Here is a 15,684-nt window from a genome sequence, read left to right on the forward strand (position 1 = left end):
GATCAGAGGGGCTTGTTTCCCAGCGTGGTGCCAAGAGGGGTGATGACATGCAGAACTCTGTTGCCGTCCCGCAGAGTGGCGATCAGTCCCGCCTCCCGCAGCACCTTGGCGTGATGGCTGGCCCCGGAGACGGACAATCCCAGGTGGCCGGCGAGGTCGGTCGTGGACATGGGGCGATCGGCGATGGTCTCCAAGACCGCGCTGCGGGTGTTGCCCAGCAGCGCGTTGAGCGACCGCTGGATGGTGCCCGAGGTCCAGATGCGCGCGAGGGTGACAGGATCGAGTGCCGCCGGATAGATCAGCAGCGAGGGTTGTGACGAGTCGATCGCGGTGAAGATGAGCGGTGTCGTGCAGAACACGGAGGGCGCCAGCAGCAGCCCCCGGCCCCGCAGGTGGAAGTCTCCGTCGTCGATGAACGGGTGATAGCCGGCGACCTCCAGCACGGGAGGACACCAGCGGAGAGAAGGGTGCAAATGCTGCAGCAGGCCTTCCAGTCCGGCTTCAGCCGCCCGGGCGGTGTCGACGGTCCGCCGCACCTGCAGGTGGGTGTTGATGGCGTCCCAGTACGGGGCGACGTTCGAGCGATAGATCTCCCGCAGGGCGACGATGAGTTCATCGACCGCCTCGCGGTCCCCGCTGAGCAGCCGGTCCACCATGGCGGGCACAACGGGCCGTCGCGGGCGCAGCGTGCGGACCAACCCGATTTCCGCTCGCAACGCCGTCGCGGACTCGCGGATCCGGTTGAGGCCTTCCTCTGAGCTCTGGCTCGCGCCGACGACGGTGAAGAGGTCGACCATGCCGGCCTCGGGAGTGGCCAGGAACGTGGCGAGCGCCGCCCACTGCGGTGCGAACGTCCTCGACGCGTGAGCTCGCCACTGCCCGAACAGCCCGGGCCGATCCCGTCGCTGCAGCACTCTCAAGCTGAGCTGCGCCTCGGTGAGGGGACCCAGGACGACCAGCTGGGTGCGCTTGACGTCCTCGCTGGTGAGGTGAACCCGCAGCATGATCTGCCCCCTCGGTGCAACCTTCCGATCCCGGTATCGCGACAATCGTGTCAGGCGTAACCGCAACTCGTCGGCCCTCTGCTCCTGAACATGTCCCAAGCCGACCAGGAGGCGGAGAGGGCGCGTCAGAGAATTGCAGCCTCGATCCGGGCGAGCTGGGCGGCGAGGATCTCTTCGAATGCGGCGTGGCGGTCGGCCCCGAGGGGGCGGATCTCGCGGGCGAAGTGGGCCAGGGCGGGGAAGCGGTCGGGATCGGCGCCGAGGACCGCGACGCGGAACTGCTCCATGCCCTGTTCGTACTCGCCGGGGGTGAGGGTGCCGATGCCGGCCTCGGAGGCGATCAGCGCGGCGAGGAGGATCGCGATCCGGTGGTAGCGGGGCGGAATCTCCTCATCGGGCAGGCCCGAGGCCCGCAGGGCTTGTAGCACCTCCTCCATGAACAGCCGGGAACCGGTGCCGCCCGACGCGTAGCGTCCCCAGATCGCGGCGAGTTGGGGGTGCCGGCCGAAGGCATCTCGCAGGCGCAGGGCTGTGGCGGTGATGCGCTGCTTCCAGTTGCCCTCGGGGCGGTAGCCGTCCATCGCGGCCACGAGGATCCGGTCGGTGACTGCGCGCAGCAGCTCCGTCTTGTTGCGGAAGTGCCGGTAGAGGCTGGAGGAGTCGGTCCCGAGCGTCGCGGCGAGCTTGCGCACGCTGAACGACTCGGAGTCGCTCGTGCGCAGCAGCTCCGCCGCCGCATCCAGGATCTCCTCCGTCGACCAACGCCTTCGACCTGCCATCTCGCCCCTCTCGTCAGGGCTGAGCCTATCCTATGCACTTGATGTTGCACGCGGTGCGTGCATAATAGGGCGCATGCTGGCCGAGAGGCCCGGCCGGGAAAGGAAGAGAGAAGGAGACATGAGCGAGACCACTGCGGTGAAGCGGCCGCCGGAGCCGGACTTCTCGGCGATAACGACCGAGCAACTGATCGCCTACCGCGCTGCCGAGAACGGCTGGCGGGCGTCCAGCGCGGCGCGGGCGATCCTCGGGGAGCCGGACCCCGGGGCCGCGATCGAGTGGCAGAACGTCGCGCTGCCGGGCCGCGACCTCCCGGTCCGGGTCTACCGGCCGGTGGCGACGGGCGACGGCGAGGCCGCCGCCCGGACCGACCTGCCACTCGTGGTTCATGTTCACGGAGGCAGTTTCGTGGGCACGGCGGTGCAGTGCGACTGGACCAACAGCCACCTCGCCGCGCGGCTGCCCGCGCTCGTCGTCTCGGTCGAACACCGCCTCGTCGCCCCGGACAGCCCGCTCGCGAACGCCGCCGACGACGGCTGGGACGTGCTCCAGCATGTGATGCGGCACGCCGCGCAATGGGGCATCGAGCCGACGCGCACGGCCGTCTTCGGCGAGAGCTTCGGCGCGCTGATCAGCGCCCTGACGGCCATCCGGGCCCGGGAGACCGGCCTGCGGCTCAAGGCGCAGGTGCTGGTGAACCCGGCAGTCGACGTGACCGGGACGATGTACGACTACCCCTCCATCGCCGAGTACGCATACAGCCCGACCCGTGCCATGCCGCAACTGCGGCTCCTGCAACGGCTCGCCGTCCCGCCGGGAACCGACGCCCGCGCATTCTCGCCGCTGTACGCGGACGACCTGAGCGGACTCGCCCCCGCGCTGCTCGTGGTTCCGACCCAGGACGCGGTCGCCGATCACGGCCGCCGCTACGCCGAGCGACTACGGGCGGCCGGGACCTCCGTGCGAATCACCGAGTACCCGGGAGCGCGGCACGCGTTCCTCACCTTGCCAGGGGTGGAACCACAGGCCGAGGCCGCCCGGGCGGAGATCCTCGCGTTCCTCCGTGCGGCCCTGGCGAAGTGACGGCGGAACGATGCACCCTGAAGGCGGAGATCCTCAAGCATGCGAATGACCGAGTTGCGAGCCGACGGGCTGACCAGCACCGACCTGGTGGAGGGATGGCGCAAGGCCGGGGTCCAGGAGGGCATGTCCGTGATCGTGCACTCGTCTCTGTCCAGCATCGGCCGCGTCGACGGCGGAGCCGCCACCGTGATCGGCAGTCTGCGCACCGTACTCGGCCCGGCCGGAACGCTCGTTACTCCCACCTTCACCTGGCAGGTCACCGATCCCGACCACGATCACGTCGGTATCCCCGACGCCGCGGTGATCGAACGGCGCGCGGCCGTACCCACCTTCCATCCCGACCTGCCATCCACCGGCATGGGCGCCGTCCCCGAACTCCTGCGTTCCTTGCCCGAGAGCGTGCGTAGCTCGCATCCGCAGGCGTCCGTCGCCGCCATCGGCGCTCAGGCAGCCGACATCGTTCGCCGTCAGACGCTCGGATTCGCGGTCGGCCGCACGTCGCCGTTCGGCCGTCTGAACGACCTCGGGGGCCACATCCTCCTTGTGGGGGTCGGCCACGACCGCAACACCTTCCTGCACTACGCCGAAACACTTACCCCCAACCCGCGCTTGAAGGTCCGTCGCTTCCCACGGGACCTCGACGGCGAGCGGGTGTGGGTCGAGACGCTCGACGTCGGCAACGACAACGGGAGATACTTTCCCGCCATCGGCCGCGAATTCGAGGAGCAGGCCGGCATCGAGGAGGTCCTGGTCGGCGACGCCCCATGTCGACTGATCCCGGTGCAGCCGCTGGTCTCCTTCGCGGTTCGCCGTCTCACCGAACTACTCGACGCGGACCAACAGAAGCAATAGCCGAACTCATCCGATCCACATGACGATTGCTCCCCGGCAGTTCCCGCCGCCCGCACCTGCGCGACAACCTGGCCGCCCTCGACCTGCGCCTGACGTGACCGACCTGGGCGGCATCGACGCCGCCGTCCCCGGCACCTGGGCTCAGGGGGCTCGATGCGGCGACCACGGCATCGCCCTGATCGACCGAGGAAGAGAGAAGCACCCTGATGACGAAGCGACCCTATGCACGAGGGGCGCTCGGAGCGATGTATGCGGGCCTTGCGCTCGCTGTCCTCGCGACGATCGTCCCGTACGCCGACCGAGCCACCTCCCACCTGCTGGCCGACCACATCCAGGCTGGCTATCCCGCCTACGCCCGGACGCAGGTCGACTCGGCCGTCAGCACCTACCTGGTCCTGCTGTCCGCCATCGGAGCGCTGGGCGTCCTCGCCTGGCTCGGGACGATCTGGGCCGTCACGGCAGGCAAGCGGTGGGCCCGCCCCGCCACGACCGTGATGTTCGCGCTGGGCACAAGCTCGGGGCTGACCGTGCTGCTCACCAAGGACACCTCCGGCGCTACAGGTCTGCCGCCGACACTGGGCTGGGCCGGGATGGCCCCCTGCCTGGCAGGCCTCCTGGCGATCGCGCTGCTGTGGAGGAAGACACAGTGAGGCGCATCGGCATCATCGGGGTGGGCGAGATCGGCCGGGCCATCGTGACGGGCCTGCGCCATGGGGGCGGCGCTTGGCCGGAGGTGCTCCTCTCTCCGCGGGGAGCCCGCACGGCCGCGGAGCTGTCCGAGCGTTACGAGGGCGTCGAGGTGTGCGCCGACAACCAGGAGGTGATGGACCGCTCCGAGTTGGTGATCCTCGCGGTGCGCCGCCTGGACTGGCACGATGCCCTGGCCGGAGTGCGGGTGGGCGGCGACAAGATCGTGGTCAATGTGATGGCCGGCGTCGGCAACGACGACCTGCGCCGGACGCTCGGCACCAACGTCCCGCTGGTCCGTGCCATCCCCCTGCCGACCATCCGCGAACGCCGCTCCGTCACGGTGGTGTACCCGTCGCATCCGGAGGTGGATTCCTTCTTCGCAAGGATGGGCGGAGCGCTCCCCGTCGAGGACGAGGCCGCCTTCAACGTCCTCTCCGCGCTGACCGGGACGCTGACCACCCACTACGCGTATCTCGCCACTCTCGCCTCGTGGGCCGCCGACCACGGCATCGCCCTCGACGACGCCGACCGCTACGTCCGCGGCCTCTTCCAGGGCGTCGGCCGCTCCCTGGGCGACGAGACCCGCTCCCTGGGCCGACTCGCGGCCGACCACGAAACACCGAACGGGAACAACGAACGCATCCGCACCACCTGGTTCAACCCGGCCAACGTCGAGGCCCTCACGAAGGCCCTCGACGACCTCCTCGACGACCTGGCATAGCCACGTCGGGTCTGGGCCTTCTTGCGCTCGCGGCGTCCGGTCGGTTCGGTACCGCGCACCGTGCTTCTTGGTCGTGCGAGGCCGGTCCCGTCAACGTCGCCGGGCAGGGCTTCATGAACGACGAGCCGTTCGTCGTCGATCCGCTGGGCGTGGGCTGCGCAACATCCGCGAGGCGGACGACCTGCGTGAGTGGTTCAAGGCGCCGTTCTGCCCGCTCGGCTGGTGGCTGACCCGCTCACACGTCTACTTCAGCTCGGGCGGGCTGGTCGTCACCGTGCGGCCCGGGGTGCTGTGCCGGGTGAACGCCCACACCGCGAGCCCGAGGCAACTGAACGCGGCACCCAGCGCGCACACGGCGCCCCATCCGGCCACCGTGTAGAGGGAGGTCGCGGCGATGGCGCCGGTGGCGCTGCCGATCGAATAGAAGACCATGTATCCGCCGATCAGCCGGCTGCCCGCGTCCGGGTGCAGCGCGTAGATCAGGGTCTGGTTGGTGACATGGACCGCCTGCACGGCGAGGTCGAGCAGGATCACCCCGGCGACCAGGGCCCAGAGCGAGCTGCGGGTGAAGGCCAGCGGCAGCCACGAGGCGGCGAGCAGTGCCAGGGCGATGCCGGTGGTCCGCCGGGAGAGCCCGCGGTCGTTCAGGCGGCCCGCCACGGTCGCGGCCAGGGCGCCGGCGACGCCGATCAGCCCCAGCGCCCCGATCGCGCTGTGGGACAGGAAGTACGGGGCCTCGCTGAGCGGCAGCGCGACGCTGCTCCACAGGGTGCTGAAGGCGGCGAAGATCAGCAGGCCGAACAGGGCCCGGAGCCGCAGCAGCCGTTCCCGCGCGAACAGCGTGATCGTGGAGCGCAGGAGCTGTCCGTAGCGCAGGGTCGCCGGCGGAGCGTCACTGTGGCGCGGCAGCACTCGGTACAGGACCAGGGCGAGCAGAGCGGTGAGCGACGCCGAGGCGAGGTAGACGGAGCGCCAGCCCGCGAGATCGGCCAGGAGGCCGGACGCGGTGCGGGCGAGCAGGATGCCGATGACCACGCCGCTGGTCACCAGGCCGACGACCCGCCCGCGCCCGGCGGGCGGGGCCAGTGAGGCCGCGAAGGCCACCAGCGTCTGCGTGACCACCGCGAGAAGTCCCATCGCGGCCATGCCCGCGAGCAGGATCGCCGCCGAGCGGGCGGCGGCCACCACGGCCAGCGCCACCACCAGGAGCAGCAACTGGGCCACGATGAGCCGTCTGCGGCCGGCCACGTCGCCCAGCGGAACGAGGAAGAAGAGTCCCAGCCCGTATCCGACATGCGTGAGGGTGACCACGCCGCCGACCAGGGCCGGGCTCATGCCCAGCTCGTGGCCCATGGTCACCAGGAGCGGCTGGGCGAAGTAGACGTTGGCCACCGCGGCCCCGCAGGCGACGGCGAACAGGATGACGACGCCACGGGACAGGACGAACGCGGAACCCTCCCTGCTTCGGGCCCCGGTCCGTCGTGTCACAACCGCACCGCTGTCGCGCATCGGCACTCCTTCGCCTATCTGGTTTCATCTTGCTACCAAAAGGGACGGTAACTTCTTTGGTAGCATGTTGCAACCGTTGTGAGGGAGAGGGAACGCCATGGTGACCAGGACGCGCTTCGACGACAGCGAATGTCCCGTCGCCCGGTCGGTGGACGCGATCGGTGACTGGTGGTCCCTGCTGATCGTGCGGGACGCCTTCGACGGAAGCCGGCGCTTCGGGGAGTTCCAGCGCAGTCTCGGCGTGGCGAAGAACATCCTCACCGCGCGTCTGCGCACCCTGGTCGCCGGCGGTGTGCTCGAATCCGTGCCGGCCTCGGACGGCAGCGCCTACCGCGATTACGTCCTGACCCCGAAGGGCAAGGAGCTCTTCCCCGTCATCGTGGCACTGCGGCAGTGGGGCGAACAGCACTTCTTCGCCCCCGGCGAACCGCACTCACAGTTGGTCGACCGGCAGGGACATCGCCTCCGCGCACTGGAGGTGCTGTCCGCGGACGGGCGGCGGCTGGACCCCGACGACACCACCGTCCACAAGATCTCCACCCCTTCGGACCGGTGACAAGACGCCTGCGAATGGCGACGTCAGGCGAGGGTTCTGACGATGCCCGTGAACAGGCCGGGCAGGCGGCGGGCGGCGGGCACCACCAGCCGGGCCGTGCTGGGGCGGCGCGCGGCCTGCACCAGCGCGCCCGTCAGCAGCCGGTGCGTGCGAGACAACCGCGACCACGCGCCGTCATAGTCCTCGGGCCGGTCCTCGGCCAGGCACCTGACCAGCAGTTCGGCCGAGCGCACGGCCAGCGAGACGCCCTCGCCGGTGAGCGCGTCCACGTAGCCGGCGGCGTCCCCGACCAGCAGGACGCGTCCCGCGCGGCGGGCGCGCACGGCCTGGCGCAGCGGGCCCGCGCCGCGCACCGGGGTGACGGCCGGGCCGCGCAGACGGCGGCTCAGGCCGGGGAAGCCGCGCAGGTGCTCGTCGTAGCCGCGCCGCACCGAGCTGAGTATCGCGACGCCGATCAGGTCCCCGGCGACGGGCGTGACGTACGCCTCGCCGACGCCCGACCAGTGGACCTCGACGAAGTCGGTCCACGGCTCGATCCTGTAGTGCCTGCGCTGGCCGTACCTGCGGGGTCCGCGCGCGGGCAGGTCGAGGCCGAGGAAGCGGCGCAGCGGCGAGTGCAGCCCGTCGGCGGCCACCAGCCAGCGGGCCCGCAGCCCGGCGGCCGTCACGCCGTCCCGGTCCTGCTCGACGCGGGTGATCTTGCCGGTGATCGTCTTGACGCCCAGCTCGGCGGCCCGCCGCGCGAGCGCGGCATGCAGGTGCGTCCGGCGTACGCCCAGGCCGGGAGCGGCCGCGAAGGCGGCCCGCACCTCCCGCCGGCCGTCGAGGTAATGGATGCCGCGGAACCCGCGCCCCTCGACCTCCACGCCCATCGCCGCCAGCGCCGCCACCCCGCCCGGCATGACGCCCTCGCCGCACGCCTTGTCCACGGGCCCGGCCCGCGGCTCGACGACGACCGACTCCATCCCCGCCAGCGCCGCGTGGACGGCCGCCGCCAGCCCCGCCGGGCCGCCGCCCGCGACGATCACGTCGATCACGCCGTCACCGCCCCGAGGCGAGGGCGAGAGCCGCGTTCTCACATCGGATCCGCACCACCATCAGCGCGGCGTTGAGCACCGTGAACGCCAGCGCGACCACCCAGGCCGTGTGCACCAGCGGCAGCGCGAACCCCTCGATCGCCACCGCCACGTAGTTGGGATGCCGCAGCCACGGGAGCCGGTAGGGGCCGCGCGTCACCAGCGGCAGGCCGGGCACCACGATCACCTGCGTGTTCCAGCGCGGCCCGAGCGAGGTGATGCACCACCACCGCAACCCCTGGGCCGCCACGACGAGGGCGAGCATCGGCCAGCCGAGCACGGGAAGGAAGGGCCGCTCGGCCAGCACGACCTCCAGCGGCGCGCAGACGAGCAACCCGGTGTGCAGGGCCACCATCCACGGATAGTGTCCCTGACCTGCTACGGCACCGCCGCGCGCCATGCTCCACGCGGCGTTGCGCCGGGCGACGACCAGCTCGGCCACCCGTTCCAGGCCGACCAGCACGACGAGCACCAGATACCAGGTCATAGGGCAGCCACCAGCAATCGGGTCATGGGCGCGGTCATCAGCAGCCGGGTCATGGGCGCGGTCACCAGCGGATCAGGACGAGTTCCGAGCAGAAGCCCGGACCCATGGCGATGATCAGTCCCCAGGATCCCGGCTCGGGCGACCGGGTGGCGAGGGTCTCACCGAGCACGTGCAGGACCGAGGACGAGGACAGGTTGCCGTTGGCCGCCAGCGAGCGCCACGTCACGTCGAGCGCGTCCGCGGGCAGGCCGAGCACGTCCGACACGGCTTCGAGCACCTTCGGCCCGCCGGGATGGCACACCCACGCCGTCACCTCCCCGGCCGTCAGGCCGTGCTCGGCCAGCAGGCCGTGCACGTCGTCGGCCAGGTACCGCCGCACGACCGCCGGGACGCTCGCGTCCAGCATCACCCGGAACCCGGTGTCGCCCACCTGCCACCCCATGACGTGCTCGGAGCCCGGATACAGGTGGCTGCGCGTGGCCACCACGGTGGGACCGGCCGCCCCGCGTCCGCCGCCGCAGGCCACCACGGCGGCCGCGCCGTCGCCGAACAACGCGCTGGCCACCAGGTTGGCGGGGGAGGAGTCGCCCCGCTGCACGGTGAGCGAGCACAACTCCACCGACAGCAGCACGGCCACGTGGTCCGGCCAGCCGCGCAGGTAGTCGTGGATCCTGGCGATGCCCGCCGCTCCGGCCACGCAGCCCAGGCCGAAGACGGGCACCCGCTTGACGTCGGGCCGCAGGCCGAGCGCCGCCGCCAGCCGGGCGTCGATGGAGGGCGCCGCGATGCCGGTCACCGACGTGAACATGATCATGTCCACGTCGGTCGGCTCCAGTTCGGCCGCGTCCAGGGCGGCCTTCACACTTTCGAGCCCCAGGTCCACGGCGACCGAGACGAAGGCGTCGTTGGCGGCGCCGAAGCCGTTCAGCTTCTCGTACTGCTCGATGGGGAGGGCGAGGTTGCGATGGTCCACCCGGGCGCTGCGGTGCAGGCGGTCGAGGAGGCGCCGGTCGGCGTTCTCCGGCAGGCACACGCGGGCGGCCATGTCGGTGAGCTCGGACTGTGGGTAGCGATGGGGAGGGAAAGCACAACGGACTGCGGCGATACGGGTCATGCCGTTCTCCCTCGACAGCCGACAACTCTCACTCCCCGCACGTTTCCCGTCCAACTGGTCATTTAAGCCACGCGCAGCACGTGGGAATTCTCGGGGGCGATCGCCCGGTCTACGATCACCTTGTGACTGACCCCGACCCCGCGGCCGCCGCCGTCGTCCGCGACGGGCCGGGACGGCTGGCCGCCGGGCTGGCGCGCGCGTGCCATCCCGGCCCGACCGCGGCCGTGACCGCGCTGGTCACCGCCCTGGCCGTGGCCACGGGGCGGGACGCGGCCGGGTGCGTGCTGGCCGGCGCGGCCGTGCTGACGGGGCAGCTCTCGATCGGCTGGTGCAACGACGCGGTCGACGCCGAGCGGGACACGGCGGCCGGGCGCGCGGGCAAGCCCGTCGTGGACGGCACGGTGAGCGCGCGCGCCGTCTGGATCGCCGCTCTCGTGGCACTGGCCTGCTGCGTGCCGTTGTCGCTGGCCTCCGGCTGGCGGGCGGGCGCGCTGCACCTCGCGGGAGTGCTGGCGGCCTGGGCGTACGACTTCGGGCTGAAGGCGACACTCCTGTCGTGGGCGCCCTACGCCGTGGGGTTCGGCGTGCTGCCGGCCTTCGTGACCCTGGGCCTGCCCGGCGAGCCGTGGCCCGCGTGGTGGGCGGTCCTGGCCGCCGCGCTGCTCGGGGTGGGCGCGCATCTGGCCAACGTGCTGCCGGACATCGCGGGCGACCTGGACACCGGCGTACGCGGCTGGCCGCAGCGCATGGGCGCCGCCCGCGTACGGCTTCTGGTCCCCGTGCCGCTGCTGGCCGCCACCTGCCTGCTCGTCTTCGGTCCCGGAGGCGCCGCCCCCGGCGTGGCGGGCTGGCTGGCCGTGGCCGCCGCCTCGGCCCTCGCGGCCACGGGGCTGCTGCTGGCAGCCAGGTCCGCACGGGTGCCGTTCATCACCGCCGTCGCCGTGGCGGCCGTGGACATGATCCTCCTGGTCGCCGGCGGCGCCTCGCTCATCGCGTGATCCGCATGGCCTGGGTGACCCGCGTGACCGCGTGATCCGCATGGCCCGCGTCACCCGCGTGACCGCGTCATCTGCGTGACCCGCATGACTCGCATGGCCCTGCGACCCGTTCACCGCCTGGCGCGCAGGGATCCGCGCAGCCACCGCATCCCCACGGCCAGCGCGAGCGGCGCGGGCACCGTCCCGGCCCCGAGCCCCACCTCCACCAGCAGGTCGAACACCTCCTTGCGGCGCGCGGCGGTCTCGATGGCCGCGTCGATGAAGCCGGGGGACTGGGCCAGCCGGGCCAGCACGTCGGTGGTGCGCAGGTGCCGTCCGAGCGCCTCGCGCAGCTTGCCCCGGTACAGCGCCAGCGGATCGCCCGGCGACTCCACCGCCGCCTCGGCCGCCAGCCGCCCGGACAGCAGCGCGTAGTAGATGCCCTCGCCGGTCAGCGGGTTGATCAGCCCCGCGGCGTCACCGGCGAGCAGGACCCGGCCGGCGCCGGGCGTCGGCCGCCCGGTCGAGAGCGGCAGGTGGTGGGCGCGCAGATCGCGGGCGGGCCGGTCGGGCAGCAACTCGGCGAGCCTGCCGTGCAGCACCTGACGGCCGGGCGCCCCCGCGGCGCGCAGCCGGGGGAGCAGCATGCCGAAGCCGACGTTCGCGGTGCCGTCGCCGATGGGGAACGACCACGCATAGGCCGGCCAGCCCGCCTTCTGCATGGCGATGAGCTGGACATCGTCCTCCTCGGGCACGTCGGCGTAGCCGCGTACGGCGATGGCGGTGTGCTTGTCGGCGGCGGCGGCCAGGCCGATCAGGCGGCGCACGACCGAGCCGGCCCCGTCGGCGGCCACCACCGTACGGGCCCGCAGCCGCCCGTCGATGACCACCCCGGACCCGTCGGAGACGAGATCCTTGACGCGGTGGCGGCGTACCTCGACTCCTCTGGCCCGCGCGGCGGCCACCAGGCGAGCGTCGAACACCCGGCGCGGCACCACGTGATTGGGCCGCGCGGCCTCGGCGGAGACCCGTACCCCGCCCGGCGACACCACGGTCAGGCGGGGAGTGGGGCGGTAGTCGTCGATGAGCGCGGGCAGACCCAGCAGGGCCAGCTCGTCGCGCCCGTGGGCGGCGATGCCGTCGCCGCACGGCTTGTCACGGGGAAAGTCGGCCCTGTCCAGCAGGAGCACGCGCAGCTCCGGGCGTAGTTGGGCGGCCCGCAGCGCCGCCGCCGAGCCCGCCGGTCCCGCTCCCACGATCGCCACGTCCCACACGTCGTCCATGCGAGGTCTGTCCCACCGCACGCACGATCGGAAACGCATCACCTGCCGCCGCGACGCAGCCCCCGCTTCACCGGCCGCCCGCACGCTCCGCGTCTTCACCGCTGTGGGTGGCCGGGCGGGTGAGGCGGACCATGGCGCGATACAGCGCGGTCGGCGCGGGGGCCGGCTCCATCGGGGGCAGGTCGGCGCCGGGAGCGGCCCAGGCCCGCAGCACCTGGCCGACCAGGCGGCGCCAGGTGCCGGGCGCGGCGTCCGCGGTGGCGGCGACGACGCCGGCGTTGGCCATCAGCAGGACGACCATGTCCTGGTCGGTGAAGTCCTCGCGCAGGTGGCCGCCGGCCTTGGCGCGGGTGATGAGTTCTTCGCGGGTGGCGAAGCGACGCGACAGGGTGGCCTTGCCGACGCCTGCCTCACGGGCGACGCAGGCCATGGAGACGCCGAGCCCGTGGCCGGCGAACAGGCGGCGGGCGGCGGGCGGCGGCCAGGATGCGTTCGCGGTTGCGTTCGGCGTCGGAGCGCAGTCCCGGTCCGGGCTGCCGGTCGGCGGGCGGGTCGGGCTCCGCGGTGGAGGTCATGACCTCACCCTACCCAAGTGGAACAGCCTTTCCATTTTCATTGGCAGGCTGCGGGGGTTCGATCGGCTCGCACCGGTGTTACGGCGGAGTTTCTGGGCTGGCGTCCCCTTACAGTTGGTTTCTATGCTTTACGGCAGATCTGCGGAAAGCAGCGCGCTCGACGAGGTGATCGCACAGGCTCGCCATGGCCGCGGCGGGGCGGTGGTGCTCCGGGGTGAGGCCGGCGCGGGCAAGACCGCCCTGCTCGACGCGGCGGCCGCGCGGGGCGGGGCGATGCGGGTGCTGCGGACCGGCGGCGTCGAGTCCGAGTCCGACCTGGCGTTCGCGGCGCTGCACCAGATGGTGTGGCCGGTGGCCGGATTGCTCGACGCGCTGCCCGGGCCGCAGCGCGACGCCGTGCGAGCGGCCCTGGGGCAGGCCGCCGGCGGCGCGGGCGACCGCTTCCTGCTGGGCGCCGGCGTGTTGTCGTTGCTGGTCGAGGCCGCCGGTCCGGAGGGCCTGATCTGCGTGGTCGACGACTTCCAGTGGGCCGACCGGGCCTCGGCCGACGCGCTGCTGTTCGCCGCCAGGCGGCTGGGCACCGAACGGATCGCGATGTTGCTCGCCGTCCGCGGCGACGCTCCCGTCAAGGGCGTGCCGTCCACGGTGAGCGTGCGCGGCCTGCCCGAGGACGCCGCGGCCGAGCTGCTGGAGTCCCGGCACGGGCCGCTGGCCGCCCCGGTGAGACGGGAGCTCATCACACTGACCGGGGCCAACCCCCTGGCCCTGGACGAGATCGCCGCCCGGCTGACGCCCGCGCAGCTCGCCGGCCGCGAACCGCTGCCCGACCCGCTGCCCGGCGGCGCCCGGCTGTTCGGCGACCGGGTGACCGGGTTGTCGGCCCCCGCCCGGCTGGTCGCCCTGCTCGCCGCCGTCGAGACCGACCTCGAAGTGGTCCTGCGCGCCGCCGAGCGGCTGACGGCCGGGGCCGGGGCCGGGGCGGCGGCGGGGTCGGAGTCGGGGGTGGAGTCGAAGGTGGCGGCGGGGTCGGGGGCGGGGGCGTCCGTGGTGGCGGCGGCCTTCGCCGAGCTGGAGGAGAGCGGGCTGGCCGAGGTCTCGGGCACCGGCGTGCGCTTCCGTCACCCGCTCATGCGCTCCGCGATCCACGAGGCGGCCGCCCCCGCCGAGATCCGCCACGTACACGCCGTCCTGGCGGAGCTGACCGCGGGCGACCGCAGGGCCTGGCACCTGGCCGGAGCCGCCCTGGGCCAGGCCGAGCCGGTCGCCGCCGCGCTGGCGGAGGCCGCCGGACGGGCTCGCGACCGCGGTGGGTACGGCGCCGCCGCCACCGCCTTGACCAGGGCCGCCGAGCTGACCCCCGAGCCGCGCGCCCGCGCCGTCCGGCTGAAGGACGCCGCCGTGGCGGCCTGGCTCGGTGGCCGGCCGGGACAGGCCGAATCGTTGCTGGCCGAGGCCCGCGAAGGAGCCGGCGGGGACATCACGCTCACGATGGAGATCGCCCAGCTCCGGGGCCGGTTCGAGCTGAACTCGGGCAACGCCGCCGAGGCCGTGCGGATCCTGGCGGCGGGCGACAACCTGGACATGCTGGCCGACGCCGTGGAGGCGGCCTCGTACGTCGGCGACACGGCGGCCATGGTCGAGCTCGGCCGGCGGGCGGCCGCGCACCCCGAGGGATTCCTGCGGGACACGGTCGCCGGGATCGGTCTGACGCTGGACGGCGACGCCACCGGTCCCGGCCTGCTGCGGCGGGCACTGGCGCGGGTCGATGAGCTGGAGGACGCGGCGGGCTACCTGTGGGCCACGGCCGCGGCCAGCGCGCTGGGCGAGTCGGATCTGGCCACCGAGCTGGCCACCCGGGCCGGCCGGGTGGCCAGGGTGTCGGGGATGACCGGGCAGTTGCCCGTCGTGCTGGAGTTCGTGGCGACCGCCGACCGCCTCGCCGGGCGGCTCGCGCGCAGCCAGGCCGTCTCCGAGGAGGGCCTGGCGCTGGCGCGGGAGGCCGGGTATGAGAACACGGTGGCCGCGCACCTGGCCAACCTGGCGGTGCTGGCGGCGCTGCGCGGCGAGGAGGAGCTCTGCGAACGGCAGGCCCGCGAGGCGCTGGCCATTGCCCTGCCGCATCGGGTGGGACTGCGCGCGGGGGTGGCCGCGTACGCGCTGGCGATGCTCGAGTTGTGTCTGGGGCGCTACGCGTCGGCGTACGACCGTTTCCAGGCGATCGCGGCGGCGGGGCCGGGTGCGGGGCATCCGACCGTGGCGTGGCGGACCATGCCGGACCGGATCGAGGCCGCGGTGGGCGCGGGCGACGAGGCCGGCGCGCGGGCGGCGCTCTCGGCCTACGAGCGGTCGGCCGAGCACGCCGCGACGCCCGAGTCGCGCGCGCTGCTGGCCCGCTGCCGGGGCCTGGCCGCATCGGCCGAGGAGGCTTTCGGCGAGGCGCTGCGGCTGCACACCAACCCGTTCGAGGCGGCCAGGACGGCCCTGCTGCTGGGTGAGCGCCTGCGCCGCACGCAGCGGCCGGGCCAGGCGCGAGCGCATCTGCGGATGGCGTGGGAGATCTTCGAGCAGGCCGGCGCCCGGCCGTGGGCGCGGCGCGCGCAGGAGGAGCTGCGGGCGGCAGGCGAGAGCGGCGCCGCCCCGCCCCCCAACGTGCTCGACGCGCTGACCCCGCAGGAACTGCGCATCGCCGGCCTGGTCGCGGACGGGTCGTCGAGCAAGCAGATCGCCGCCCAGCTCTTCCTGAGCCCCCGCACGGTCGAGTACCACCTGTACAAGATCTATCCGAAGCTGGGCATCGGCACCCGTACGGAGCTGGCGCGGCTGGTAGTTCTACAGAAGGCGCCCGTGGCCGGGGACGGCATGCTCTGAGTCATGCACAACGTCAGCATCTGGAGCGAAGAGTTCGGCGCCGAGACGGACGCGCCGATCCTGTTGATCATGGGCTCGATGTCGCAGGGCATCCTGTGGCCGGACGAGCTCG

General features: G+C 72.9%; 16 protein-coding genes. 7 read left to right on the top strand and 9 right to left on the bottom strand.

The window, feature by feature from the left end:
* Window positions 1-2: 2 nt before the first annotated feature.
* The gene (locus tag ACWD0F_RS45085) at window positions 3-1,004 is read right to left on the bottom strand and encodes an ArsR/SmtB family transcription factor (RefSeq protein WP_449888243.1); all 1,002 of its coding nucleotides are present in this window, start codon (window positions 1,002-1,004) and stop codon (window positions 3-5) included.
* 125 nt (window positions 1,005-1,129) lie between these two features.
* The gene (locus tag ACWD0F_RS45090; RefSeq protein WP_449888244.1) at window positions 1,130-1,783 is read right to left on the bottom strand and encodes a TetR/AcrR family transcriptional regulator; all 654 of its coding nucleotides are present in this window, start codon (window positions 1,781-1,783) and stop codon (window positions 1,130-1,132) included.
* A gap of 118 nt (window positions 1,784-1,901) precedes the next feature.
* Here ACWD0F_RS45090 and ACWD0F_RS45095 point away from each other — a divergent pair, with 118 nt between their 5' ends.
* From ACWD0F_RS45095 to ACWD0F_RS45110, 4 genes are all read left to right on the top strand, one after another.
* Complete coding sequence (locus ACWD0F_RS45095; RefSeq protein WP_449888246.1) at window positions 1,902-2,864, top strand: alpha/beta hydrolase; 963 nt, start codon at window positions 1,902-1,904, stop codon at window positions 2,862-2,864.
* Between the two features lie 45 nt (window positions 2,865-2,909).
* The gene (locus ACWD0F_RS45100) at window positions 2,910-3,716 is read left to right on the top strand and encodes an aminoglycoside N(3)-acetyltransferase (protein ID WP_449888248.1); all 807 of its coding nucleotides are present in this window, start codon (window positions 2,910-2,912) and stop codon (window positions 3,714-3,716) included.
* Window positions 3,717-3,922: 206 nt separating this feature from the next.
* Window positions 3,923-4,366 (top strand): hypothetical protein, encoded by a 444-nt coding sequence (locus ACWD0F_RS45105; RefSeq protein ID WP_449888250.1) that lies wholly within the window; start codon window positions 3,923-3,925, stop codon window positions 4,364-4,366.
* Window positions 4,363-5,127 (top strand): NAD(P)-binding domain-containing protein, encoded by a 765-nt coding sequence (locus tag ACWD0F_RS45110; RefSeq protein ID WP_449888252.1) that lies wholly within the window; start codon window positions 4,363-4,365, stop codon window positions 5,125-5,127. Before ACWD0F_RS45105 ends, ACWD0F_RS45110 begins: the two co-directional genes overlap by 4 nt.
* A gap of 243 nt (window positions 5,128-5,370) precedes the next feature.
* Here the strand turns inward: ACWD0F_RS45110 and ACWD0F_RS45115 are convergent, their stop codons facing one another.
* Window positions 5,371-6,636 carry an MFS transporter gene (locus ACWD0F_RS45115; RefSeq protein WP_449888254.1) on the bottom strand — a complete coding sequence of 422 codons (1,266 nt, stop codon included), beginning with the start codon at window positions 6,634-6,636 and terminating at the stop codon, window positions 5,371-5,373.
* A gap of 97 nt (window positions 6,637-6,733) precedes the next feature.
* Between ACWD0F_RS45115 and ACWD0F_RS45120 the strand changes: the two genes are divergently transcribed.
* A complete protein-coding gene (locus tag ACWD0F_RS45120) occupies window positions 6,734-7,192 on the top strand; it encodes a winged helix-turn-helix transcriptional regulator (RefSeq protein WP_449888256.1) in 459 nt (152 codons plus the stop codon).
* A gap of 23 nt (window positions 7,193-7,215) precedes the next feature.
* Here the strand turns inward: ACWD0F_RS45120 and ACWD0F_RS45125 are convergent, their stop codons facing one another.
* From ACWD0F_RS45125 to ACWD0F_RS45135, 3 genes are all read right to left on the bottom strand, one after another.
* The gene (locus ACWD0F_RS45125) at window positions 7,216-8,229 is read right to left on the bottom strand and encodes an NAD(P)/FAD-dependent oxidoreductase (protein WP_449888258.1); all 1,014 of its coding nucleotides are present in this window, start codon (window positions 8,227-8,229) and stop codon (window positions 7,216-7,218) included.
* A 4-nt stretch (window positions 8,230-8,233) separates the two neighbouring features.
* Complete coding sequence (locus ACWD0F_RS45130) at window positions 8,234-8,755, bottom strand: isoprenylcysteine carboxyl methyltransferase family protein (protein ID WP_449888260.1); 522 nt, start codon at window positions 8,753-8,755, stop codon at window positions 8,234-8,236.
* Between the two features lie 61 nt (window positions 8,756-8,816).
* Window positions 8,817-9,923: a type III polyketide synthase gene (locus ACWD0F_RS45135; protein ID WP_449888262.1), complete on the bottom strand. Its 1,107-nt coding sequence runs from the start codon at window positions 9,921-9,923 to the stop codon at window positions 8,817-8,819.
* A gap of 68 nt (window positions 9,924-9,991) precedes the next feature.
* On the opposite strand from ACWD0F_RS45135, the gene ACWD0F_RS45140 reads away from it, so the two are divergent.
* The gene (locus ACWD0F_RS45140; RefSeq protein ID WP_449888264.1) at window positions 9,992-10,867 is read left to right on the top strand and encodes a UbiA family prenyltransferase; all 876 of its coding nucleotides are present in this window, start codon (window positions 9,992-9,994) and stop codon (window positions 10,865-10,867) included.
* Between the two features lie 110 nt (window positions 10,868-10,977).
* On the opposite strand, the gene ACWD0F_RS45145 is transcribed toward ACWD0F_RS45140, so the two are convergent.
* From ACWD0F_RS45145 to ACWD0F_RS45155, 3 genes are all read right to left on the bottom strand, one after another.
* Window positions 10,978-12,129, bottom strand: a complete 1,152-nt coding sequence (locus ACWD0F_RS45145; RefSeq protein ID WP_449888266.1) for an NAD(P)/FAD-dependent oxidoreductase — start codon at window positions 12,127-12,129, stop codon at window positions 10,978-10,980.
* A 67-nt stretch (window positions 12,130-12,196) separates the two neighbouring features.
* Complete coding sequence (locus tag ACWD0F_RS45150) at window positions 12,197-12,559, bottom strand: hypothetical protein (protein ID WP_449888268.1); 363 nt, start codon at window positions 12,557-12,559, stop codon at window positions 12,197-12,199.
* Entirely contained in the window at window positions 12,540-12,704 is a 165-nt protein-coding gene (locus ACWD0F_RS45155) for a hypothetical protein (protein ID WP_449888270.1), read from the bottom strand. Before ACWD0F_RS45155 ends, ACWD0F_RS45150 begins: the two co-directional genes overlap by 20 nt.
* 123 nt (window positions 12,705-12,827) lie before the next feature.
* Here ACWD0F_RS45155 and ACWD0F_RS45160 point away from each other — a divergent pair, with 123 nt between their 5' ends.
* Complete coding sequence (locus ACWD0F_RS45160) at window positions 12,828-15,572, top strand: AAA family ATPase (protein WP_449888272.1); 2,745 nt, start codon at window positions 12,828-12,830, stop codon at window positions 15,570-15,572.
* Window positions 15,573-15,684 lie beyond the last annotated feature (112 nt).

The organism is Nonomuraea sp. NPDC002799, assembly GCF_053592075.1.